The 21,593-nt window shown below is 56.0% G+C and carries 23 protein-coding genes; 10 read left to right on the top strand and 13 right to left on the bottom strand.

Annotation, left to right across the window (positions count from 1 at the left end; genetic code table 11):
- Positions 1 to 124: 124 nt before the first annotated feature.
- The 3 genes from BLU28_RS21005 to htpX form a co-directional block, all read right to left on the bottom strand.
- Entirely contained in the window at positions 125 to 1,792 is a 1,668-nt protein-coding gene (locus tag BLU28_RS21005) for a heparinase II/III family protein (protein WP_168247150.1), read from the bottom strand.
- Positions 1,793 to 1,917: 125 nt separating this feature from the next.
- Positions 1,918 to 3,303, bottom strand: coding sequence for an RsmB/NOP family class I SAM-dependent RNA methyltransferase (locus BLU28_RS21010; protein ID WP_037090059.1), 1,386 nt, complete (start codon positions 3,301 to 3,303; stop codon positions 1,918 to 1,920).
- The gene (htpX, locus tag BLU28_RS21015; RefSeq protein WP_077987155.1) at positions 3,300 to 4,265 is read right to left on the bottom strand and encodes a zinc metalloprotease HtpX; all 966 of its coding nucleotides are present in this window, start codon (positions 4,263 to 4,265) and stop codon (positions 3,300 to 3,302) included. Before htpX ends, BLU28_RS21010 begins: the two co-directional genes overlap by 4 nt.
- A 131-nt stretch (positions 4,266 to 4,396) precedes the next feature.
- Between htpX and BLU28_RS21020 the strand changes: the two genes are divergently transcribed.
- Positions 4,397 to 4,597 carry a DUF1674 domain-containing protein gene (locus tag BLU28_RS21020; protein ID WP_004444223.1) on the top strand — a complete coding sequence of 67 codons (201 nt, stop codon included), beginning with the start codon at positions 4,397 to 4,399 and terminating at the stop codon, positions 4,595 to 4,597.
- A 59-nt stretch (positions 4,598 to 4,656) separates the two neighbouring features.
- Here BLU28_RS21020 and BLU28_RS21025 read toward each other — a convergent pair whose 3' ends face one another.
- From BLU28_RS21025 to hemE, 8 genes are all read right to left on the bottom strand, one after another.
- The gene (locus tag BLU28_RS21025) at positions 4,657 to 5,541 is read right to left on the bottom strand and encodes a ParB/RepB/Spo0J family partition protein (protein WP_004444225.1); all 885 of its coding nucleotides are present in this window, start codon (positions 5,539 to 5,541) and stop codon (positions 4,657 to 4,659) included.
- 30 nt (positions 5,542 to 5,571) lie between these two features.
- Positions 5,572 to 6,366 carry a ParA family protein gene (locus BLU28_RS21030; RefSeq protein ID WP_006700257.1) on the bottom strand — a complete coding sequence of 265 codons (795 nt, stop codon included), beginning with the start codon at positions 6,364 to 6,366 and terminating at the stop codon, positions 5,572 to 5,574.
- A gap of 19 nt (positions 6,367 to 6,385) precedes the next feature.
- A complete protein-coding gene (gene rsmG, locus BLU28_RS21035) occupies positions 6,386 to 7,003 on the bottom strand; it encodes a 16S rRNA (guanine(527)-N(7))-methyltransferase RsmG (protein ID WP_077987156.1) in 618 nt (205 codons plus the stop codon).
- Positions 7,004 to 7,014: 11 nt separating this feature from the next.
- Entirely contained in the window at positions 7,015 to 8,898 is a 1,884-nt protein-coding gene (gene mnmG, locus BLU28_RS21040) for a tRNA uridine-5-carboxymethylaminomethyl(34) synthesis enzyme MnmG (RefSeq protein WP_077987157.1), read from the bottom strand.
- Positions 8,899 to 8,954: 56 nt separating this feature from the next.
- Positions 8,955 to 10,280 carry a tRNA uridine-5-carboxymethylaminomethyl(34) synthesis GTPase MnmE gene (mnmE, locus tag BLU28_RS21045; protein ID WP_077987158.1) on the bottom strand — a complete coding sequence of 442 codons (1,326 nt, stop codon included), beginning with the start codon at positions 10,278 to 10,280 and terminating at the stop codon, positions 8,955 to 8,957.
- Between the two features lie 87 nt (positions 10,281 to 10,367).
- Entirely contained in the window at positions 10,368 to 11,633 is a 1,266-nt protein-coding gene (gene rho, locus BLU28_RS21050) for a transcription termination factor Rho (protein ID WP_004444236.1), read from the bottom strand.
- Between the two features lie 186 nt (positions 11,634 to 11,819).
- Positions 11,820 to 12,365, bottom strand: a complete 546-nt coding sequence (gene hemJ / locus BLU28_RS21055) for a protoporphyrinogen oxidase HemJ (RefSeq protein WP_168247146.1) — start codon at positions 12,363 to 12,365, stop codon at positions 11,820 to 11,822.
- Positions 12,362 to 13,396 (bottom strand): uroporphyrinogen decarboxylase, encoded by a 1,035-nt coding sequence (gene hemE, locus BLU28_RS21060; protein WP_044459682.1) that lies wholly within the window; start codon positions 13,394 to 13,396, stop codon positions 12,362 to 12,364. The genes hemJ and hemE overlap by 4 nt, the downstream gene beginning before the upstream one ends.
- A 409-nt stretch (positions 13,397 to 13,805) precedes the next feature.
- Between hemE and BLU28_RS21065 the strand changes: the two genes are divergently transcribed.
- From BLU28_RS21065 to dnaQ, 5 genes are read left to right on the top strand one after another with little or no spacing between them, the layout of a single operon-like run.
- Entirely contained in the window at positions 13,806 to 14,627 is an 822-nt protein-coding gene (locus tag BLU28_RS21065) for a pyruvate, water dikinase regulatory protein (RefSeq protein ID WP_077987159.1), read from the top strand.
- A gap of 30 nt (positions 14,628 to 14,657) precedes the next feature.
- Positions 14,658 to 15,257, top strand: a complete 600-nt coding sequence (locus BLU28_RS21070) for a Maf-like protein (RefSeq protein WP_077987160.1) — start codon at positions 14,658 to 14,660, stop codon at positions 15,255 to 15,257.
- Positions 15,250 to 16,110 carry a shikimate dehydrogenase gene (locus BLU28_RS21075; protein ID WP_077987161.1) on the top strand — a complete coding sequence of 287 codons (861 nt, stop codon included), beginning with the start codon at positions 15,250 to 15,252 and terminating at the stop codon, positions 16,108 to 16,110. Before BLU28_RS21070 ends, BLU28_RS21075 begins: the two co-directional genes overlap by 8 nt.
- Positions 16,110 to 16,718, top strand: a complete 609-nt coding sequence (gene coaE, locus BLU28_RS21080) for a dephospho-CoA kinase (protein ID WP_037090046.1) — start codon at positions 16,110 to 16,112, stop codon at positions 16,716 to 16,718. Before BLU28_RS21075 ends, coaE begins: the two co-directional genes overlap by 1 nt.
- Positions 16,711 to 17,409, top strand: a complete 699-nt coding sequence (dnaQ, locus tag BLU28_RS21085) for a DNA polymerase III subunit epsilon (RefSeq protein WP_077987162.1) — start codon at positions 16,711 to 16,713, stop codon at positions 17,407 to 17,409. The genes coaE and dnaQ overlap by 8 nt, the downstream gene beginning before the upstream one ends.
- Before the next feature lie 95 nt (positions 17,410 to 17,504).
- Here the strand turns inward: dnaQ and secB are convergent, their stop codons facing one another.
- The gene (gene secB / locus BLU28_RS21090) at positions 17,505 to 17,987 is read right to left on the bottom strand and encodes a protein-export chaperone SecB (RefSeq protein ID WP_022555303.1); all 483 of its coding nucleotides are present in this window, start codon (positions 17,985 to 17,987) and stop codon (positions 17,505 to 17,507) included.
- A 102-nt stretch (positions 17,988 to 18,089) separates the two neighbouring features.
- Positions 18,090 to 18,626, bottom strand: a complete 537-nt coding sequence (locus BLU28_RS21095; RefSeq protein ID WP_022555304.1) for an FxsA family protein — start codon at positions 18,624 to 18,626, stop codon at positions 18,090 to 18,092.
- Between the two features lie 140 nt (positions 18,627 to 18,766).
- Between BLU28_RS21095 and BLU28_RS21100 the strand changes: the two genes are divergently transcribed.
- The 4 genes from BLU28_RS21100 to BLU28_RS21115 are packed head-to-tail and all read left to right on the top strand — an operon-like array spanning position 18,767 to position 21,502.
- Entirely contained in the window at positions 18,767 to 19,465 is a 699-nt protein-coding gene (locus tag BLU28_RS21100) for a Tim44/TimA family putative adaptor protein (protein ID WP_135856504.1), read from the top strand.
- The gene (mltA, locus tag BLU28_RS21105; protein ID WP_077987163.1) at positions 19,462 to 20,574 is read left to right on the top strand and encodes a murein transglycosylase A; all 1,113 of its coding nucleotides are present in this window, start codon (positions 19,462 to 19,464) and stop codon (positions 20,572 to 20,574) included. Before BLU28_RS21100 ends, mltA begins: the two co-directional genes overlap by 4 nt.
- Complete coding sequence (locus BLU28_RS21110) at positions 20,571 to 21,140, top strand: Smr/MutS family protein (protein WP_004444262.1); 570 nt, start codon at positions 20,571 to 20,573, stop codon at positions 21,138 to 21,140. Before mltA ends, BLU28_RS21110 begins: the two co-directional genes overlap by 4 nt.
- Positions 21,137 to 21,502 carry a helix-turn-helix domain-containing protein gene (locus tag BLU28_RS21115; protein WP_077987164.1) on the top strand — a complete coding sequence of 122 codons (366 nt, stop codon included), beginning with the start codon at positions 21,137 to 21,139 and terminating at the stop codon, positions 21,500 to 21,502. The genes BLU28_RS21110 and BLU28_RS21115 overlap by 4 nt, the downstream gene beginning before the upstream one ends.
- Positions 21,503 to 21,593: the final 91 nt, after the last annotated feature.

The raw sequence follows: 21,593 nt of genomic DNA on the forward strand, positions 1-21,593 counted from the left end.
GACAGGCTGGAACGGGTTTTCCAGCAATTGCCGCCGCGTTAACACAGCTTACCGCAAGAATAAACAGCGGGGACGTCGAAGGATAAAAACTAGGGTATTTTTGCCGAATTCCAGGGGGAAAGGCTCAGGCCTGACGCTCAATAAGCCAACGAATCTCCCGCGTATTGGCGAGATTGAACGGTAGCTCGATCTGCTGCGATGGCCGCATGCCGGACGCATCGGCCATGAACACGTCCTCGGTCACGAAAAGCTCCAACCCCGGTGCCGTCAACAGCCAAGTGGTTCCGTCCGCGGCCTCAAGATAAATTGACTCATCATCCCGCTGGTGCAGCTGGATATGGGGGTGGATGTGGAAACGCGAAACCGCCGAGACCGACTGGGTCTGCGCGTTTGCGGCATTGTGATCGGCCCTTAGCAGGTCACGACCCTTTATCTTGGTGCCAGCGGCATTCAGCTCTATCTCCCGTTCGTGATAACAGCCGAAGTTGTGAAGATATCCGTCATGCGCCGCCCATAGGACATCATTGCCGTTTGCACCCGTTTCGCGCCGGCTATCGACCTGGCTGACACCGGAAACCATGATCGGTCCGAGCAATCTGGACCGCGACAGTCTGCATGAAGACGTGTCGGCGAGCGTGACGGTGGAATGAGCAGCGGTCGATCGGCTAGCCCGTTGATATTCAGGCGCCGCATTTCGCGGAAACCCGGAATTGACGATGAAGCGGTTTTTTCCGCATGACATCTCGAAAGAGAGGCAGCCCGAATGCGCGTTACGTGAAAGCTCGGCCGAGCCAGGATAGCCCGTATCCACGATAACCACCGTCTCGCCCGCGGCAAGGCGGTGATAATTCACATCCGGCAACACCTTGGAAGGCCGGCCCGCTGTCTCATCATAACGGAGCACCGAAACAAGCTCATTGGCGAGCGTGGCCGTCGCGCCGTTGAACAAGGCGAGATCGCCGCCCTGGTGCCGAAAAAACCGTATCGCTGGAAACATGCGGTCTATCGCAGGAACCAGCCCGGACGGCAGGTCATGGCCGAGATTGATATAGCTTTGTCGAAGGGGCAGAAGGTCGAGCAGCAGATCCAACATCACGCGCGGATTGCGGGAGACATGCCCGCCATCGGGCAGGATCTGCCGCTCCATTTCCTGAGCCAGCTTCATTCCGTGCCGCGCGATCCGCGACATCCGGGTGGGCATGGCGATAGAAGCCATGGCAAGCGCGATCCTGATCCGCAGTCTCACCTCCCCATCCGGCGCGTGCCTGACGATTTTCTCAAGGTAGCGCACGTGAAAGACCAGGCTTTTCAGAAACCGGCGATAAAACCCCGCATCTGCTTCGTACAGGACCACGGGCGAGTGGGAAAGCCAGGCGATCAATCTCTGCGCCGCGATTTCCGGAGCCCACGCAACCCCCGCAAGCTTTTTGCCATGGATGGCCATCCATTCGGCGACGATACGGCGGGCCTTCCTGCATGCCTCGCTCGATCTGTCGGAACGGATGTGGCGCAGCCAGCTAAACGCATGCAGCCGCTCTTCAAAAACAAGCGAAGGATATTCCACCTGAAAAGGCGAGTGGCCACCGGTTTCCATGACACGGCCGGCAAGCGCGATACGGCCGCGCAGCAACTCCTCGGCAAAATAGGGATCGATTGCCCGAAGATCCGTCGGTGCCGCAACCAGCCCATCCGGCGCACGATTGGCAAAACGTGAAACATGCAGACGTAACGGCGTGAGGCCGACACACAGATGGCGATACGCCATCCGCGAAAGAAGACCGGCGGCATTCATGCTGCCTGCAAAGGACCCTAACAAGCTGTGTTTCCCGTTTCACATGTTTTGTTTTTATCAGTGAACCGTGATGACCGGAACGTTATCGACAATTATCCAATGATTCGCGAAAGCTTGGCTTTTTTCTACTTCTTACGCAAGACACTGCTAAAAAACCCATCGACCCCCCCGAACATGTCGGGCGTGGTGCGAAGGTCACCCTCGGCGTTGATCGCCGCTTCCATTCCCGGCCAATCCTCACTGTGGACGGCGACACGTTCTACATCGGGATTTTCCGCCAGGACTTCGGCAATCATCGCCTCACCTTCGGAAGGATCGAGCGAGCAATTGGAAAACACCACGATACCGCCTGGTGCAACCAGCGTCAGCGCGTGCCGCAACATCTGGCCCTGCAGAGCAGCCAGCTTGGCAATATCGGCCTCGTCCTTCGTCCAGCAAACATCGGGATGTTTGCGCAATGTCCCGGTTGAAGAGCAGGGTGCGTCGAGAAGAACAGCGTCAAAAAGCTGCTCCGGCTGATACTTCAACATATTGACCTCAACCGTTTCGGCCTGAAGGCCAAGCCGGTCGAGATTTTCCCTCAGGCGACGAAGACGATTGCCAGACTGATCCAGCGCCGTCACTTTCGCACCCGCAAGTGCAAGCTGGGCCGTCTTGCCGCCCGGAGCGGCGCAGAGATCGGCAACACGCTTGCCTGAGATATCTCCGAGTAATCGCACGGGCATGCTGGCCGCAAGATCCTGCACCCACCAGGCGCCTTCCGCAAAACCTTCGAGAGAAGGTATCTGGCCTTCAAATTCACCCAGGCGCACGCTGCCATTCGGCATGACGGTTCCGCCCAGCTTCTCAGCCCAGAGGGCAGGATCGGCCTTGACGGTGAGGTCGATGGAAGAGGGTGTGAGCTGCGCGGCAGAGATGCGTTGCGCCACCTCATGCCCATAGGCCGAAACCAGCCTTGCGTAGAACCAGTCCGGCAGGACCGACACACCGGCGACGGCCTTTTCGATTTCGGCCTTCTCACGACCCAGCCGTCGCAGAACCGCGTTGACCAGCTTTACGAAGCGCCTGTTGCGTGGATCACGATGCGCCTGCTCGACAGCGAGATCGACGGCCGAGTGATCCGGGACATCAAGGTAGAGCATTTGCGCCGCGCCAACGACGAGAATGTGGTGCAATGAACGCGCACCCTGCGGCAACGGGCCATCCAGCAGCATTGACAGCGCCGTTTCGATCCGAGGGAGGTGACGAAGCGCGCTATTGACGATGGCTCTCACCAGCGCTCTGTCCGCGGGCGACAGCGCGCGATAAACAGGATTGCCATTTTCGCTGTCCAGCATACCGTCCAGCGAGGTTTTCTTTTCCAGAACGGCGGCCAATATGCGGGCGGCAGCTATGCGCGCAGGAAGACCGGGTTTGTCCTGGAAAGACGAAGGGCCGTCTTCACGGCCCCTGCCTTGCGCCAACCTCGGTTTTTTGGACCGTGACGGCTTATTTTGAATATCTGATGTCAAGACCAAGGTCCCTTGCGCTCATTTTCATTGCCCCGTCCCCAGCCTGTCTTGGGAACCGAACCCGATTTGCACTGAGGTCTATCACCCGATGGCGGCGGCGTCGATCCTCGCGGGGAAAACTCCTGTGCCATCGCATGCAATGCCGCCACCCGGTTTTCCGTATTCGGGTGCGTGGAGAAAAGGTTGTCCATACGTTCACCCGAGAGCGGGTTGATGATGAACATATGCGCTGTTGCCGGATTGCGCTCCGCGTCGTCATTGTGGATGCGTTGCGCCATGCCGGAAATCTTTTGCAACGCCGATGCAAGCCAGAGAGGATTGCCACAGATTTCAGCGCCACGCCGGTCGGCGGAATATTCGCGAGTTCGGCTGATCGCCATCTGGACCAGCATTGCGGCAAGCGGTGCGACGATCATCGCAACCAGGACGCCGATGAATCCGAGAGGATTATTATTGTTTTCCCGATTGCCGCCAAAGAAGAACGCGAAGTTGCCGAGCATGGAAATCGCACCCGCCAGCGTAGCGGTAATTGTCATTGTCAGCGTATCCCGGTTTTGCACATGCGCCAGTTCATGCGCCATCACACCGGCCACTTCCTCGGGCGTCAAACGCTCCAGCAGACCCGTTGAAGCAGCAACAGCGGCGTTTTGCGGGTTCCTTCCCGTCGCAAAGGCGTTTGGCTGCGGGCTGTCATAAATATAGACCTTCGGCATGGGCAGACCGGCATTATGTGAGAGATCGCGGATCATGTGGAAGAACTCAGGCGCATTCGCCTCATCGATTTCCCGGGCATGATAGGCCGAGAGAACCATCTTATCTGAATTCCAGTAGGAAAAAAGATTCATGCCGGCAGCCATGACGAGAGCAATCATCATGCCGCCCTTGCCCCCGATCAGAAAACCGACGCCCATGAACAATGCCGTCATGAAGGCCAGAAGCATTGCCGTGCGCATCATGTTCATCCGCTGAAATCTCCCTGTCGTGGCCGGAATTCTCATCGCCGGATTATTCCGGGGTTTAAAAAATCCCTATGGGTATATAATCTGGGAAACGGCAAACATATTTCAATATCCCGTTATAGGGAGGGTTTCTCATGCAGGATGCGGATAACGACAACGGCGCGGAGCAGCGGAGGCGGCTATCGCCCGCGGCTGAGCGGGCCCTGAAAGAAGCAGAAGAACGGCGCAAACAACAGGCAGATCTACAGTTACCGCCGGAAACCGGTGGCCGCGGCGGCGCCGAACCGGTTCGTTTCGGCGACTACGAAATAAAGGGCCGCGCAATAGATTTTTAGGCGGTCGCCATAACGATAATACCCGCCAAAGGCGGGTATTTTTCAATTAAAACAGGTACTTATTGTTTATTTTCCAACAAGCGACACACTGCCTCAAGTTGCTCGAGCGTGCGGTAAGCGATACGGATTTGCCCGGATCCCCCCTTGTGGTTAATCTTTACGTCGAGACCGAGGGCATCAGAAAGACTGCGCTCCAGTGCGACCGTATCTGAATCTTTTTCCGCGGCAGGGCGCTTTTCCGTAGCTTCGCCCTGCGATTTGATGTCGTTCTGAGCCAACCTCTCGGCATCACGGACCGACAAGCCCTTGGAAACAATCATGCGTGCGAGATTCGCCGGATCGGAAGTGGAAACAAGCGCCCGCGCATGACCTGCGGAAAGCGACCCATCCGCGAGCATGTCGCGTACCGGGTCCGGAAGTTTCAATAGCCGAAGGCTGTTGGCGACGTGGCTTCGGCTCTTGCCGATAATCTCACCGAGATCGTTCTGAGTGTAACCGTGTTCCGCGATCAGCTGCTCATAACCCATCGCCTCTTCCAGCGGATTGAGGTCTGAGCGCTGGACGTTCTCAACGATGGCCAACTCGAGCGCCGTTCGATCATCCACATCACGAACGATAACAGGCACGTCGGTAAAACCAGCCAACTGCGCAGCGCGCCAGCGCCTTTCACCGGCAATAATCTCGTATCGATTCACCCCGACCGTCCGCACCACCACAGGCTGAACAATGCCATGCTGCCGAATGGACGCGGCCAAATCCTGCAACTCATTTTCATCGAAGTGACGACGTGGGTTCCGTTGGCTACGAGCAATGAACTCTATCGGAATGGTGCGATCAGCGCTGACAGTACGCTGGGGTTCACCCACGGGCACAGGCTGGTCCATTTCACCGATCAAGGCCGCGAGACCACGTCCCAGCCGGCGCTTGGAAAGATCATCACTCATAAGATATCACTCCATAGATTGCGGCAGACGTCAGGCGGCTTTACGCAAACGCTCTCTCTGGATCACTTCCGATGCGAGCTGCAGATAGGCCTGACTACCAGCACATTTCAAATCATAAAGAATTGCCGGCTTACCATAAGATGGGGCCTCGGAAACGCGAACATTGCGCGGAATGAGCGTATGGTAAACCTTTTCTCCGAGATGCGTTCTGACATCCGAGACAACCTGTTGCGCCAGATTATTGCGTGCATCGAACATCGTCAGAACAATCCCTTGGATATCGAGCTGCGGATTGACCGACCCTCTTATCTGGCTGACCGTATCGAGCAACTGGCTAAGGCCTTCCAGCGCAAAAAACTCGCATTGCAATGGCACCAGCACGGAATGCGCGGCCGTCATTGCGTTCATCGTCAGGAGGTTGAAGGACGGGGGGCAGTCGACAAGGATATAGGAGTAGCCTCTGGCCTCTGTCGTCTCCATCGCTTCACGCAGAAGAAAGACTCGATTGGCAACGGTAGCAACTTGCATCTCGAAACCAAGCAGATCCATCGTCGATGGCACGATATCGAGATTTGGAACGGCCGTCGGGACAGCGACTTCCGCAATATTGTGATCACCGACCAGGAGATCATAAGAGGAGAGCTTCCGCTCTCGCCGGTCGATCCCCAGCCCGGTGCTGGCGTTACCCTGCGGGTCCAGATCAACTATCAATACCCGCTCACCGATGGCTGCCAGCGCTGTGGCCAGATTGATAGCAGTCGTTGTTTTACCGACCCCACCCTTCTGGTTTGCTACTGCGATAATCCGGTTTTTTTCCAAAGTCATGCCGCACCTGGCCAGCTTGTCAGCGCCTCAGAGCGAGGTTGCTGATTTCAAGAACAACAGAATCTGCCTCAATGGCACTCCGATGTTTTACCAGATCAAATTGCCAGCGACCATGTGCTTTCTGCACTTCGGATTCATAATCCCGGCCTTTATTGAAATATGCCTTGAGATCCGGATTTTTTGTGGCCCAGGGATAAATATAGTCGAAAAGCAAATCCAGCTCCGCCAGTGCGCGGGCCGACACAGAATCGCACGTCTCGAGAATGGCAGGTGCATTCTCAATTCGCACGGGATGAACCGCTCCACGCGCGCCGGTTTCCTTTAGCGCTATCCGGAGAAATGCGGCCTTCTTATTGTTACTTTCCACCAGATCGACCCAGCCGCCGCCAATTTCAGAGAGGAATATGGCAGTGACGACACCGGGAAAACCCCCACCGCTGCCCAGATCCACCCATCTTTGAGGATAAGGAGAGAGATGAAATATCTGGGCACTGTCGGCAATGTGGCGGCTCCAGAGTTCTGTAAGAGTGGAGGGGGCCACCAGATTGGTGGTCTTATTCCACTTCTTGAAGAGCTCGACAAAATGCTCGAGCTTCTCCTGTGTTTCACGTGAAACACTCTGGCCGTTTATCTTCATAATCCGACTCGCTATTGGTGCAGACGCAATTTTTCATTCTGCGTAGAAGAGTTTTTCCGCAGAAGGGCGAGAAGCAGCGATATCGCAGCCGGCGTCATACCGTCAACACGTGCGGCCTGGGCAATGTTTTCTGGACGGGCCTTTTCCAACTTTTGTTTCAACTCATTGGAAAGGCCGGACAGGCTTTGAAAATCGAAATCGTCAGGAATCTTTCGGTCTTCGTCCCGTTTGATGTCCACGATATCGGCGCTCTGGCGCTGCATATACACAGCGTAACCAGCCTCGATTTGCAGCACATCCGCAATTTTCTCGGGAAGCGTACCTAACTCGGGCCAGTGCTGTTTGAGGACATCAAGCGACATATCAGGATAGGCAAGCAATTCATAAACGGAGCGGCGTTGTCCGTCCTGATTGAGCTTTAATCCCTGCTTTGCTGCCTGCGAAGGGCTGATCGTGAGGGTCTTCAGCAAGTCACGACCCCGACCGAGTTCTTCTATAAAATTATCGAATCGCTTTTGACGGTGATAACCGATGATTCCCGCCCGCTGACCGACTGGCGTTAGTCGCAGATCGGCATTATCGACCCGTAACGACAGCCTGTATTCCGCTCTTGACGTAAACATTCGGTAGGGTTCGCTGACACCCTTGGATGTCAGATCGTCGATCATGACGCCGATGTAGGACTCCGTCCGGCTGAAATAATGCGGATCGCTGTTGCTTGCATAAAGAGAGGCATTTAGGCCGGCGACGAGCCCCTGAGCAGCTGCTTCTTCATAACCAGTTGTGCCGTTGATCTGCCCTGCAAGGAATAGTCCCGCAATCTTGCGACACTCGAGGGAAGGCTTGAGTTCTCGCGGGTCGACATAATCATATTCGATCGCGTAACCCGGCTGCAAGATCGCAACCCGCTCGAGACCCGGTATGGTGTGGATGAACTGTTCCTGAACAGACGCCGGAAGTGACGTGGAAATTCCGTTAGGGTAGATCGTATGATCATCCAGTCCCTCGGGCTCCAGAAATATCTGATGCCCATCACGCTCGCCAAACCGGGTGATCTTGTCTTCAATCGACGGACAATAACGCGGACCGACGCCTTCGATCTGACCCGAATACATCGCTGAAAGATGGATATTCTCTTGAATGACCCTGTGCCCGGCTGATGTGGTTCTGGTAACTCCACATTCGATTTGCGGATTCACGATATTGTCGGTCATGAAGGAGAAGGGCACAGGATCTTCGTCTGCGCCTTGTCGATCAATACCGCTCCAGTCGATTGTACGGCCGTCCAGACGGGCAGGCGTGCCGGTCTTAAGTCTCCCCATGCGAAGGCCAAGCCGCGATAGAGTGTTGGAAAGGCCGATTGACGGTTCCTCACCCACACGGCCGGCCGGTACCTTTTCGGAGCCGATATGAATAAGGCCACGCAAGAAGGTACCACTTGTCAGTACCACAGCACCGCAGAGAATCCGGCTACCATTCGCCATGACGACAGCAGCCACTCGCTCATTCGTCATCTCAATATCAAAAGCGTCGCCCTCAATGATGGTAAGATTCTCGATATTTGCAATTTCACCCTGCATCGCTTCACGGTAAAGACGGCGATCCGCCTGGGTGCGGGGACCGCGCACTGCCGGACCCTTTTTGCGATTGAGCATGCGAAACTGAATACCGGAAGCGTCAGCCACCCGCCCCATCAGACCATCCAGGGCGTCGATCTCGCGAACGAGATGGCCTTTTCCAAGCCCGCCAATTGCTGGATTGCAGGACATGACACCGATGGTGTCGCGTTTATGGGTCACGAGTGCGGTTTTTGCACCATGGCGAGCCGCAGCCGCGGCCGCTTCACTGCCGGCATGTCCACCACCTATAATAACGACATCAAATGACTGGTGCATCTATCTGCGCTCTGTTCTGATCTAACCGCGCGTCCACGGCCCATGTTTCACGTGAATCATTTTCCTATGCAGAATTCTGAAAAGATGACGCCCAGCAAATCTTCAACATCGACGCGTCCTGTAATACGACCAAGCGATGTCGCTGCGAGCCGCAAATATTCCGACCTTATAGCAAGGTCCATGGCTTCAGAATCGAGCGCATCACTAACATAGTTAAGCGTCTCTTCAAGTCGTTTTTTATGGCGCGCCCGGGCGGGCATCAAAGTCTGGACCCCTTGCAATCGCGATTCAATCTCCCGCTTTATCAAGAACCGCAATTCATCGAGACCAATCCCTTCTTTCGCCGAGATCGACAGATCGAACTCAGCTCTAGGCGTCGACGACGACAACGCCGCCTTGGTCCTGACGCGCAGATGCGGCTTTGCAGACAGTGATGCGATGGTTTGTTTCGGTAACGAATCGTTATCTTGCAGCACCAGAATGAGATCCGCAGTCTCCGCTGTCAAAACAGCGCGCCGCACCCCCTCCTGTTCCACCACATCATACGTTTCCCTCAGGCCTGCCGTGTCGAATATTCGTACCAGATAGCCCTCAAGGTTAATGTCCACGCTCAATACGTCCCTGGTCGTACCGGCAATGTCGGTGACGATGGCGATATCCCGGCCAGCTAACGAATTCAGCAGCGTGGATTTCCCGGCATTGGGTTCTCCGATGAGCGCCACCTTGAAACCGTCCCGGATAATCTCGCCGTTTCCGCCGGCCTCCAGATGGGAGGCGATTTCCGCTTTCAGCTGTCTCATCGCCTCCCATACCTGTCCAGATATGGAATCCGGGACATCCTCCTCGTCGGCGAAGTCGAGCTCCGCCTCGATCAGCGCACGCGCACGCGTCAGGCGCTGAGCCCATCCGTCATAAAGAGCCGAAAGATTGCCTGTACTCTGTTCAACCGCCAGACGACGCTGCATCTCCGTTTCAGCCTGAAGCAGGTCGGCCAAACCTTCGACTTCAAGAAGGTCCATCTTGCCATTCTCGAAGGCTCTGCGCGAAAACTCCCCGGCCTCCGCGGGACGTACATCCGGGAACCGCTCGAACTCAGCAAAAATCGAGGCAATGACTGCGCGGCTTCCATGGCATTGGATTTCAACGCAGTCCTCACCTGTGAAGGAATGCGGTGCCGGGAACGACATAACGAGCGCCTGGTCGATGGTCTCATTGTTTCGATTCCGAATCAAACTCAGCCTGGCTTTTCGTGATGCCGGAAGCTCTCGTCCGGTTAATGCTGTCAGCATGGCGAAAGACATGGGTCCACTGATCCTCACGACGGCCACCCCGGCCGGGAGGGCACCGCTCGAAAGTGCATATATCGTATCAGGGGAAGGCATGGCGCACCTCGATCAAAACAGTCAAGCCGCATTCGAATAAACGAATGCGGCTTTAACGACCTCAGATGAATCCGGCTAATTTCCGGTTCAGGTGTTCATCGATTCGAAGAAATCCGAATTGTTTTTAGTCTGCTTCAGCTTATCGATGAGGAACTCGATGGCGTCCATCGTTCCCATCGGCGCGAGAATACGGCGAAGGACAAAAATCTTCTGCAAATCCTGGCGCGGCACCAGAAGGTCTTCCTTACGGGTACCAGATTTCAGAATATCCAGCGCCGGGAAGATACGCTTGTCTGCTACCTTCCGGTCAAGCACGATTTCCGAGTTACCCGTACCCTTGAACTCTTCAAAGATGACTTCATCCATACGGCTGCCGGTGTCGATCAGCGCGGTCGCAATGATCGTCAGCGAGCCGCCTTCTTCGATATTACGGGCGGCGCCAAAGAAGCGCTTCGGCCGCTGCAGGGCGTTGGCGTCCACACCACCGGTCAGAACCTTGCCGGAAGAGGGAACGACGGTGTTATAGGCGCGACCAAGACGGGTTATGGAATCAAGCAGAATGACGACGTCGCGGCCATGTTCAACGAGGCGCTTCGCCTTTTCGATGACCATTTCAGCGACCTGTACGTGGCGTACCGCTGGTTCATCGAAGGTGGAGGATACAACCTCTCCCTTGACCGAACGCTGCATGTCGGTGACTTCTTCCGGACGCTCGTCGATCAAAAGAACGATGAGGTAACATTCCGGGTGATTTGCCGTGATCGAATGGGCAATGTTCTGCAGCAGAACCGTTTTACCGGTACGTGGCGGTGCAACGATCAAGCCACGCTGGCCCTTGCCGAGCGGTGCGACGAGATCGATAACCCGCGACGACAGATCCTTGGATGTCGGAACATCAAGCTCCATCTTGAACCGCTCGTTCGGATAGAGCGGCGTCAGATTATCGAAATGGACCTTGTGGCGGATCTTTTCGGGATCGTCGAAATTGATCGTGTTGACCTTCAGAAGGGCGAAGTAGCGCTCACCTTCCTTGGGACCGCGGATCGGTCCTTCAACCGTATCGCCGGTCTTCAGCGAAAACCGACGGATCTGCGAGGGAGAGATGTAAATATCGTCCGGACCCGGCAGATAGTTTGCGTTTGCGGATCGCAGGAACCCGAAACCGTCCTGCAGGACTTCAACGACACCTTCGCCGATGATTTCGATGTCCTGGCTCGCGAGAACCTTGAGGATTGCGAACATGAGCTCCTGCTTGCGCATGGTGCTCGCATTTTCAACTTCCAGGGATTCGGCAAAAGTCAGCAAGTCGGTAGGCGATTTGCTCTTAAGTTCCTGAAGCTTCATTTCAGCCATGAAGAGAAGACCGTTTAATAATGTAATGTCGGGGGAGGGCGTGTTCGCGAATCAGATGCTGTGGGAAAGACCGCAGATGACTGAATAATTCACATGCCACGAAGATGAGTGGTCCGAAAATAGCGATTGAACATCGCTGCTGCAAGAGGAAAGCACGAATTCCGCGAAATTTATCGTTACACCGCTCTAACCGAAGGGTTTCACAACCACAAGTATGACGATGAGGATCATCAGCAACGTTGGAACCTCATTCATCAACCGCCAGTGACGGGCAGGCCTGGTATTTTCATCTCGGGCGAAACGTTTCGCACTACGCGTGAAATAAACATGGGTCGCAGTCAGAAGCACGACCATAGCGATTTTTGCGTGCAGCCAGCCACCAGAAAAACCGTAGGCCGACCAGGCGAGATAAAGTCCGAGCACCCAGCTTATCATCATCGCCGGGTTCATGATGACCTTGATCAGCCGCTGCTCCATCACCTTGAAAGTTTCGGATTGCTGCGAACCTGCCGGCGCATCGGTATGATAGATGAAGAGCCTTGGCAGATAAAAGATCGCCGCCATCCATGAGATCACAGCAATAATGTGAAACGCCTTGATCCAGAGATAGAGATCGGCAGGATCCACGTAAAAGAACAGGGCGACGACTGCGAGGAACACGCCCAGCCCGACGCCAGCCCGCAGGGCGGCCCTGTTTCCTGATCGCGCAGAAGTCTGTTTTTCGTCATTCATGGCACGGTCCCACCCGCACGCACCCGCTCGACCAGCCGGGTGACATTGTCCGGATCAGCCTGCGGCGTGATGCCGTGACCGAGATTGAAGATCAACGGACCCTGCCCAAGGGCCTGCAGCACGGCGTCGATACCATCCTGCAGAGCCCTCCCGCCCGCCACCATCAGCATTGGGTCGAGATTGCCCTGCACGGGCCCTTCCTTCTGCAAATCCGTGGCGAAGCTGAGCGGCACGGACCAATCCAGCCCGATCGCGTCGGCACCGGTCTTACGACGATAGTCCTTGAGAAGATAACCCGCCCCCTTCGCGAAAGCGATTATTTTGGCGGAGGGACGCCGCGCGCGCACCGAAGCAATAATACGGGCAACCGGTTTTACTGCGTAATTCTCGAACTCCTTTTCGCCGAGCACGCCCGCCCAGGAATCGAAGATCTGCACGGCATCGGCCCCCGCATCGATCTGCGCCACGAGATAATCCGCGGAAACCTCAGCGAGAAAAGCCAAAAGCTTTTCCATCGCGGCGGGCTCCCGATAACCGAATAGCCGCGCCGGCGCCTGGTCGGGCGTTCCGTGACCGGCAATCATATAGGTCGCGACCGTCCACGGTGCGCCACAAAAGCCAAGAAGCGTCGTTTCATCCGGCAATGAACTGCGTAGGCGCGACACCGTTTCGAAGACAGGCGAAAGATGCGCCATGACATCAGACGCATCGAGTTCTTCAATACCGCTGACATCGATCGGGTCCATGGCGGGGCCCCTGCCTTCGGTGAAGGACACATTGCGGTGAAGCGCGTCGGGTATCACCAGAATGTCGGAAAAAAGAATCGCTGCATCCAGCCCGAACCTGCGAATGGGCTGAAGCGTCACCTCGGTTGCCAACTCGGGATTATAACAGAGATCCAGGAAACTTCCGGCGCTCTTCCGCGTTTCCCGGTACTCCGGAAGATAGCGTCCAGCCTGACGCATCAGCCATATGGGCGGCGGCGTGACCGTCTTCCCGTTCAAAACAGTCATAACCTTGCGTTCGCTCATCACACCCAACTTCTAAAAAAATAAAATCAAAGAGATTTAAAAGATTTTCTATTTCTTAGAGTCTGTGGGTAGCAAGGATTAAAATCATTCCAGTCGAAATGCCGCAGCCGCATCTTTTCAGCACGGTGGTAGGACAAATTTCGGCAGCGATCTTGAAAAACCTGGAAAAATCGTAATTTATCTCGAATTTTCAATGGATTATGTTCTTATCGGAAAGTTCTCGACTTGTGGACAGGCTGTGAATCGGGTTGGACAAGTGTCAACTCTTCCAGCAATTCACAGGCTGCCCGGAGCATGTTGAAAGCCACTTGCTGATTGTGGAAAAACACCACTTTATTCACGGCGCGGTTCGACCCGCAGGCTCGTTCGGACATTTGTCCCGGGTTATCAACAGCGGGAGAAAAACAGCGTGGAGAACAAAAAAAGCTTCTTCCATCTGCACCTGATTTCGGACTCAACAGGCGAGACTCTCATGTCTGCCGGCCGCGCGGTCTCGGCACAGTTTCACGCATCCATGCCGGTGGAACACGTCTATCCGATGATCCGCAACCAGAAGCAGCTTGCGCAGGTCATTGACCTCATCGACAAGGAACCGGGCATTGTCCTCTACACCATCGTCGATCAGCAACTGGCAGAATTCCTGGATTTGCGCTGTCACGCGATCGGCGTGCCCTGTGTCAACGTGCTTGAACCCATTATCGGCATCTTTCAGACTTATCTAGGCGCGCCATCAAGACGGCGGGTCGGTGCGCAACACGCCCTCAATGCGGATTATTTCGCGCGGATCGAAGCGCTCAATTTTGCAATGGATCACGATGATGGACAGATGCCGGAGACCTATGACGAGGCGGATGTCGTTATCATCGGCATCAGCCGCACGTCGAAAACTCCGACCAGCATCTATCTCGCCAACAGGGGTATAAAGGCCGCAAACATTCCGGTTGTGCCCAACGTGCCTTTGCCCGAAAGTCTCTATGCCGCCACCCGGCCTCTGATTGTCGGTCTCGTGGCGACGTCGGATCGCATATCGCAGGTTCGCGAGAACCGCGAACTGGGCGCAACCGGCGGATTTGACAGCCGCCGTTACACGGATCGCGCCACGATCATGGAAGAGCTGAAATATGCGCGTGCGCTCTGCGCCCGCAACAATTGGCCTCTGATTGACGTCACACGCCGTTCCATCGAGGAAACGGCTGCTGCCATCCTTGCCCTTCGCCCAAGGACGCGATAATCCGGATCGCACATCAGGAGCAGACACTCGATGAAACAAGAGTTGATCCTCGCCTCGTCCAGCGCATCCCGCCAGATGCTGATGCGCAATGCGGGGCTGACATTTTCGGCGATACCAGCGGATATTGATGAGCGCGCGCTCGATGAGCGGCTGGAACGTACGGGCGCCAGCCCGGAGGAAGTCGCAAAACAACTCGCGACTGCCAAGGCTCTTGCCGTCGGTTCGCTTCATCCGGACGCACTGGTTCTGGGCTGCGATCAGACCATGGCACTCGGTGCGCGTGTTTATCACAAGCCGAAGACCATGGCCGAGGCCGAAGCACATCTGCTGTCATTGTCCGGTAAAGTTCACCGCTTGAACAGCGCGGCTGTCCTCGTTCGCGGCAGGGAGGTGATATGGAAGGTGGTTTCCAGTGCTGAACTTGCCGTGCGAACATTGAGCCCCGAATTTGTCTCCCGTCACCTCCAGAGAGTGGGTGAAAAAGCTCTAAGCAGCGTGGGCGCCTATCAGCTCGAGGGAGAGGGAATCCAGCTATTCACTTCGATTGAAGGCGATTATTTCACGATCCTCGGCCTGCCGCTTCTGCCGCTTTTATCTAAACTGCGCGACCTGGATGTCATCGATGGCTGATTCACGTGAAACATTAACCATAAACGCTTTCGTTGTTGGTTACCCGATCAAGCATTCCCGGTCGCCGATCATTCATTCATACTGGCTCAAGAAATTCGGTATCACCGGTAACTATGAGGCAGTCGAGGTCGCATCGGACGATTTTGCGAATTTCATTGCAACCGTGAAGGAAGGTAAGCCCGGTACGGCCGTGGGCGGCAACGTCACCATCCCTCACAAGGAGGCCGCTTACCGGTTGGCGGATCGTCCTGATGCTCTGGCGGAAGAACTGGGTGCCGCCAACACCATCTGGATGGAGGAGGGTAAACTCCATGCCACCAATACCGATGGTTACGGGTTCGTGTCTAACCTGGATGAGCGGCATCCCGGTTGGGACAAAACGGACCGGGCGGTCGTTTTTGGTGCCGGCGGCGCAAGCCGTGCCGTCATTCAGTCGCTGCGCGACCGGGGTATCGCGGAAATCCACGTCCTGAATAGGACCCTCGAACGTGCTCGCGAACTGGCTGATCGTTTTGGCCCACGCGTCTTATCCCATCCCCAGGCAGCGCTGCAGGAGGTCATGCAGGGCGCCGGGCTGTTCGTGAATACGACATCGCTCGGTATGGATGGCGCTGAGGCGCCGCATCTCGATTTTTCGCAGCTCGCTGCCAAGGCGGTGGTGACCGATATCGTCTACGTGCCATTACGAACACCGATCCTTCAGATGGCGGAAGAGCAGGGTATCACGACCGTCGATGGTCTCGGCATGTTGCTTCATCAGGCAAAACCAGGGTTCAGGCGATGGTTCGGCAAAATGCCGGAGGTGGATGAGACCCTGCGTTCTCTGATCATCGCGGACATGGAGAAACATTGATGATTGTGATCGGTCTCACCGGCTCGATTGGAATGGGAAAAACGACAACCGCGAAATTGTTTGCCGAAGAAGGCGTTCCGGTTCTGGACTCGGACGAGGTCGTTCATGGTCTTTATCGGGCGGAGGCCGTCGCTCAGATCGAGGCAGCTTTTCCGGGCACCACCGTTTCCGGTGTCGTAGACCGGGAAAAGCTCGGTGACATCTTGAGAAAGAATCCGGCTAATTTCAGAAGGCTTGAAGAAATCGTCCATCCACTGGTTCGGAAAAAACAGGAAACCTTTCTGTCGAAAGCAAGGAAAAACAGCCGGAAATTTGCGCTTCTGGATATTCCGCTGCTGTTCGAAACGGGTGCGGAAAAACGTGTCGATAAAGTCGTTGTGGTGAGTTGTGCACCAGAGATCCAGCGCGAAAGAGTCCTGTCACGACCAGGAATGACCGAAGAAAAATTCGAAATGATCCTTGCCCGGCAGATGCCCGATGCGGAGAAGCGTAGACGTGCCGATTTTATCATCGATTCCGGAAATGGTGTCGAAGCGGCCCGGGATCAGGTAAGAGACATTTTGCAGAAGCTGACCGCTGAGTCGCGCCGTGGAGAGATGCATGCGTGAGATCATTTTCGATACGGAAACCACAGGTCTGGAGTCGAAGCTGGACCGGATCATCGAAATCGGCGGCGTGGAACTGATCAACCACTTCCCGACTGGCCGCACCCTGCATCTTTATATCAATCCCGAAGATCGCAAGGTTCATCCCGATGCGCTTGCCGTTCACGGCATTACCGACGAGTTCCTGCAGGATAAGCCCAAATTCGCTGAAGTTGTCGACAAGATTCGGGATTTCTTCGAAGGTGCGCGCTGGGTGGCGCACAATGCGACATTCGATATGGGGTTCATCAACGCGGAATTCGCCCGTCTCGGGATCGAACCGATCGCCGCTGATCTGGTGACGGATACGCTGTCGCTTGCCCGCCGCAAGCACCCCATGGGACCGAATTCGCTGGACGCGCTTTGCCGCCGTTATGGAATAGACAATTCCCATCGCACCAAGCATGGCGCGCTTCTTGACTCCGAGCTTCTGGCCGAAGTCTATATCGAAATGATCGGCGGCCGCCAGACCGCGCTCGGCTTCGGCTCTGCCGCCAGGCAGGAGACCATTGTCATTGAGGAAGACATTCCGCTGGAGCCCCTGCGACGGCCCCGCCCCCTGCCATCGCGGCTGGATGCAGAGACGGTTGCCGCCCACGGCAAACTCGTTCTCGGCATGGGGGACAAGGCGATCTGGAACCGGTACCAGAACTGAAGCCTGCTCAGATACTTAAATCGCAAATCTGCGTAAAGAAAAACCCGGGCCAAGAACCCGGGTTTTGTTTGTCTGTAATGGAAGATGGCCGCTGCTTAGTTCGGGACAGCCTGAACCTGAGCCTTTGCCTGTTCCTCGGCAACGCGCTGCGCAAACATCTGCGCAAAATCGATCGGATCGATCATGAGCGGCGGGAAACCGCCGTTGCGGGTAACGTCGGCAATGATCTGGCGGGCGAAGGGGAAGAGCAGGCGCGGGCACTCGATGAACAGCACCGGCAGCATGTGTTCCTGCGGGAAGCCGGCGATGCGGAAGACACCGCCATAGACCAGCTCGGCCGCAAACAGAACCTTATCGCCATCCTTGGCTTCGGCATTCAGTGTCAGCACGACATCAAAATCCGAACCGGAAATCGGATTAGCATTGACGTTGACATTGATGTTGATCGACGGCGCATTCTCACGGGCCTGCAGCGAACGAGGAGCACCCGGATTTTCAAAGGAAAGGTCCTTGATGTACTGGGCAAGAATGTTGAGAGAAGGGCTAGCTGCGCCCTGTGCGCCATTTTCAGCGGTCATTACGGTTCCTCGCGGCGTGAATTCGTGGAAGGCGGTCTATCATTTCGACTCCGGGCTTACAACCCTTCGTGATCGGGTCGTCGCCATGCGATCGACGCGGCGTCAGGGCTTGGGCAGGTCGCGATCATCGGGCCTGTTCGACCAGGGAGAGTCTTTCGGCCCGTCGCGGTGAAACTCCTCTTCGTCCAGATCCACCACCTTCGAATTGCCATGAGATCCCGGGCCATTGCTGAAACCGGAATAATCGCCCGGCCGGGCGCCGGGCTGTCTGAATGAACCAGCCACGACGACGCGCGGTCCGAAGGCTTTCCAGAAAAACCGGCGAATGGCCGGCGACAGAAGCAGGAGGCCGAGAATGTCGGTGATGAAACCCGGAATGAACAACAGGATGCCCGCCACGACGCGCATCGCGCCATTGACGAGTTCGTCCGCAGGCTGTGCGCCCGTGCGGCCCGCATCCTGAAGATTTCTCACCATGCCGAGACCGCCCAGGCGCAATATGAGCAATCCCAGGAAAGACGTGAACAGGACGAGAGCCAGTGTCAGCCACAGGCCTATTGCCTTGCCGACAATAATGAAACCGGCAATTTCAAGGATGGGCATCATCAGGACGATGATTGGGAGAAAGGAAAAACGCATCTTCTAGCCTTGCGTGTGCATCTCTGGCAGATTGCCGGTTCCCGGGACACCGATGATTGAATCTGCATATTTGAATGATGGTAAGATGCAGACTATATGATGGTGTGGTTTTCGAATTTAAATGGCGGTTTTGGTAAAAGATGGGCTTCAGCGACTTTATCACATTGTTTTTTCTCGTTGCAGCGGTGCTGATCTTCTTTCAGCTGCGCAGCGTCCTTGGTCGTCGCACGGGCAATGAAAAGCCGCCTTTTGATCCTTATAGCCCGCGCGATGTCACGAAGGGTCCCGTCACTGACGATAACAAGGTCGTGACACTGCCGAAGCGCGCCGAGGCGGAAGATGAAAACCGCTTCGCCGAGGTGGATGCACTGGCGCCTGCAGACAGCGCACTCAATGCCTCCCTGCGTGAGGTGATGACGAAGGATCCGTCCTTCCGCCCGAAGGAATTCCTGAACGGCGCCCGCATGGCCTACGAGATGATCGTGATGGGTTTTGCCGATGGCGACCGCAAGACGCTCAAGAACCTGCTGTCCAAAGAGGTGTTTGAAGGTTTCGACGCAGCGATTTCCGAAAGGGAAGGCCGCGGCGAGGTGGTGAAATCGACTTTTGTTGGCATTGAGAAAGCCGATATCACCCAGGCGGGTATTCGCGATTCCGAGGTGCAGATAACGCTCCGGATCGTCAGCCAGCTCATCTCGGCGACCTATGACAAGGATGGCAAGCTGGTCGATGGTGATCCGGATGCGGTTGCGGAGGTGGATGACATCTGGACCTTCTCGCGCGATATCCGCTCACGCGATCCGAACTGGAAGCTGATCGCCACCGAATCCGAGCAATGACCGCGCCCTTTTCGATCGAAGAAGTTTCTTTCAGCGACCTGCCCGGGTGGCGGCAAGACGATCCCGCTAGCCTTTTTCCGGCAATGACCGCAATTCTGTCACATCTTCGGAGCGCAAAACCCTATCGCACTGGCGCACTCGGCGTCACGGCGGCGGAACTGGTGTCGCTGCTGGAGGTCGCTGAGAAATGCGAGGCAGACAGTCCCGAACAGGCGCGTCGGTTCTTTGAAACCAACTGTGTTCCTTTCAGGATTTTTCCGTCGCAGGGAAAAAGCGGTTTTGTGACCGCCTTCTACGAGCCTGAACTGGAAGTCTCGTCTGAACCTGACGACATCTGGCGTTATCCCATTTACCGCCGACCACCCGAATTAGTGGATATCGACGGTACCAATCGGCCCGTCGGCTTCGATACATCCTATGCTTTCGGCAGGCAGGATGAAGACGGGATTTCCTGTTTCCCCGATCGCCGCGCGATCGATGAAGGCTATCTGGAGGGCAGGGGGCTTGAGATCGCCTGGGCGAAATCGAAGGTCGATCTGTTTTTTGTCCATGTGCAGGGCGCGGCACGTCTGGTTTTTCCCGATGGTGCGATAAAGCGCATTACCTATGCGGCCAAGGCAGGCCATGCTTTTTCACCGATCGGACGTCTGCTTCTCGATCGCGGAGAACTCGATCCGAAAACCGTGTCGATGCAGACGATCCGCAAGTGGCTCGCTGACCATCCCGATCAGGTGGATGGAGTACTATGGCATAACCGCTCCTACATTTTTTTCCGGGAGGCGGATGTTGCCGACGAGGATATGGGACCGGTGGCCGCCGCAAAAGTACCGCTCGTCGCCGGGCGCTCGCTTGCTGTGGACAGGCTCATCCACACGTTCGGGCTTCCCTTCTTCATCCATTCGCCGTCGCTTACCCATCTCGATGATGGAAAGCCTTTTGCGCGGCTGATGCTGGCGCTCGATACCGGGTCGGCCATCATTGGCCCCGCCCGCGGCGATATCTTTACCGGTTCGGGTTTCGAAGCCGGAGAACTTGCCGGCACGGTGCGCAATGAGGCAGATTTTTATATACTGATACCGCGGGTTGCTGCGCAGAGGTATCGGCGATGAAGAACAGTCGCAAGCTCGGCAAGGAAGAACGCGTTCTGTGGGGAAAGGTCGCAAAAACCACACGGCCGATCTCCGGCAGGCTCGAAGACTTGCTGGCTTTCGATGACGTGGAGGACCCTGCGGGGGAACCAGATGTTTCTCTGACCGGTAAAGACACCTTTCCGCGCATCCTTGCGGAGCCGGCTGAGCCGCCACCTCCAGCTCCGGATAAAAAGCCGAAAATCCACCAGCCGATGGAAAAACCGGTCAAGCGTAAGCTGACCCGCGGCCGCCTGCCATTGGAAGGACGGATCGATCTGCATGGCATGTTCCAGAGCGAGGCCCACGCCGTATTGCTCGATTTTCTGTTGCGCGCGCATGAGCGGGGTCTAAGACATGTGCTGGTCATTACCGGCAAGGGTCGATCGATTGGCAGTGACGGGGCTTTGAAAAGGGCGGTGCCCATGTGGTTTTCCAAACCCGAATATCGCCACCTGATTTCCTCCTATGAGGATGCGTCGGCCAATCACGGCGGCGATGGCGCGCTTTATGTGCGGCTTTCGCGCCGGCGAGGTGAAAAGTCATGACGCCCTTTGCGCTGGCCGTGCGGCAGCTTCGTGAGCGCAAGGGTGTAACGCAGAAGCAAATGGCCGCCGCCATTGGCGTCTCTCCGGCCTACCTTTCAGCGCTTGAGCATGGCAAGCGCGGCAAGCCGAGCTTCGATCTCCTCCAGCGCATTGCCGGATATTTCAACATCATCTGGGACGAGGCCGAGGAACTGTTCTTCCTTGCCGGCTCATCCGACCCGAAGGTGATGATCGACACAGTCGGCCTGCCGCCGCAATATACGGCTTTCGCCAACCGGTTGGCACGGGATATTCGCAAGCTGCCGCCGAGTGTGGTAGAGGAACTGTCAGCCGTGCTGCAAAAAAGCCGTTCTTGCGATTGAAACCCCTCTATCCCCTGCTTTATGCAGCATCCTGAAGCATGCGGCCTTTGGGATTGGGTATAGAATTTCTATAGTCGCATGTCGGATTTGA

This window comes from Agrobacterium pusense, from assembly GCF_900102105.1.
In the GTDB taxonomy this organism is placed as follows: Bacteria; Pseudomonadota; Alphaproteobacteria; order Rhizobiales; family Rhizobiaceae; genus Agrobacterium; species Agrobacterium pusense.

Bases quoted from the DNA above. Each gene is read 5' to 3' on its own strand.
- dnaQ (WP_077987162.1), top strand. From the start codon at position 16,711: ATGCGTGAGATCATTTTCGATACGGAAACCACAGGTCTGGAGTCGAAG.
- BLU28_RS21005 (WP_168247150.1), bottom strand. From the start codon at position 1,792: ATGAATGCCGCCGGTCTTCTTTCGCGGATGGCGTATCGCCATCTGTGT.
- BLU28_RS21100 (WP_135856504.1), top strand. From the start codon at position 18,767: ATGGGCTTCAGCGACTTTATCACATTGTTTTTTCTCGTTGCAGCGGTG.
- BLU28_RS21070 (WP_077987160.1), top strand. From the start codon at position 14,658: ATGAAACAAGAGTTGATCCTCGCCTCGTCCAGCGCATCCCGCCAGATG.
- hemJ (WP_168247146.1), bottom strand. From the start codon at position 12,365: ATGAATGACGAAAAACAGACTTCTGCGCGATCAGGAAACAGGGCCGCC.
- BLU28_RS21075 (WP_077987161.1), top strand. From the start codon at position 15,250: ATGGCTGATTCACGTGAAACATTAACCATAAACGCTTTCGTTGTTGGT.
- rsmG (WP_077987156.1), bottom strand. From the start codon at position 7,003: ATGAAGATAAACGGCCAGAGTGTTTCACGTGAAACACAGGAGAAGCTC.
- BLU28_RS21095 (WP_022555304.1), bottom strand. From the start codon at position 18,626: ATGCGTTTTTCCTTTCTCCCAATCATCGTCCTGATGATGCCCATCCTT.
- BLU28_RS21110 (WP_004444262.1), top strand. From the start codon at position 20,571: ATGAAGAACAGTCGCAAGCTCGGCAAGGAAGAACGCGTTCTGTGGGGA.
- mltA (WP_077987163.1), top strand. From the start codon at position 19,462: ATGACCGCGCCCTTTTCGATCGAAGAAGTTTCTTTCAGCGACCTGCCC.
- BLU28_RS21020 (WP_004444223.1), top strand. From the start codon at position 4,397: ATGCAGGATGCGGATAACGACAACGGCGCGGAGCAGCGGAGGCGGCTA.
- hemE (WP_044459682.1), bottom strand. From the start codon at position 13,396: ATGAGCGAACGCAAGGTTATGACTGTTTTGAACGGGAAGACGGTCACG.
- rho (WP_004444236.1), bottom strand. From the start codon at position 11,633: ATGGCTGAAATGAAGCTTCAGGAACTTAAGAGCAAATCGCCTACCGAC.
- BLU28_RS21025 (WP_004444225.1), bottom strand. From the start codon at position 5,541: ATGAGTGATGATCTTTCCAAGCGCCGGCTGGGACGTGGTCTCGCGGCC.
- mnmE (WP_077987158.1), bottom strand. From the start codon at position 10,280: ATGCCTTCCCCTGATACGATATATGCACTTTCGAGCGGTGCCCTCCCG.
- htpX (WP_077987155.1), bottom strand. From the start codon at position 4,265: ATGAACATGATGCGCACGGCAATGCTTCTGGCCTTCATGACGGCATTG.
- secB (WP_022555303.1), bottom strand. From the start codon at position 17,987: ATGACCGCTGAAAATGGCGCACAGGGCGCAGCTAGCCCTTCTCTCAAC.
- BLU28_RS21030 (WP_006700257.1), bottom strand. From the start codon at position 6,366: ATGACTTTGGAAAAAAACCGGATTATCGCAGTAGCAAACCAGAAGGGT.
- mnmG (WP_077987157.1), bottom strand. From the start codon at position 8,898: ATGCACCAGTCATTTGATGTCGTTATTATAGGTGGTGGACATGCCGGC.
- BLU28_RS21115 (WP_077987164.1), top strand. From the start codon at position 21,137: ATGACGCCCTTTGCGCTGGCCGTGCGGCAGCTTCGTGAGCGCAAGGGT.
- coaE (WP_037090046.1), top strand. From the start codon at position 16,110: ATGATTGTGATCGGTCTCACCGGCTCGATTGGAATGGGAAAAACGACA.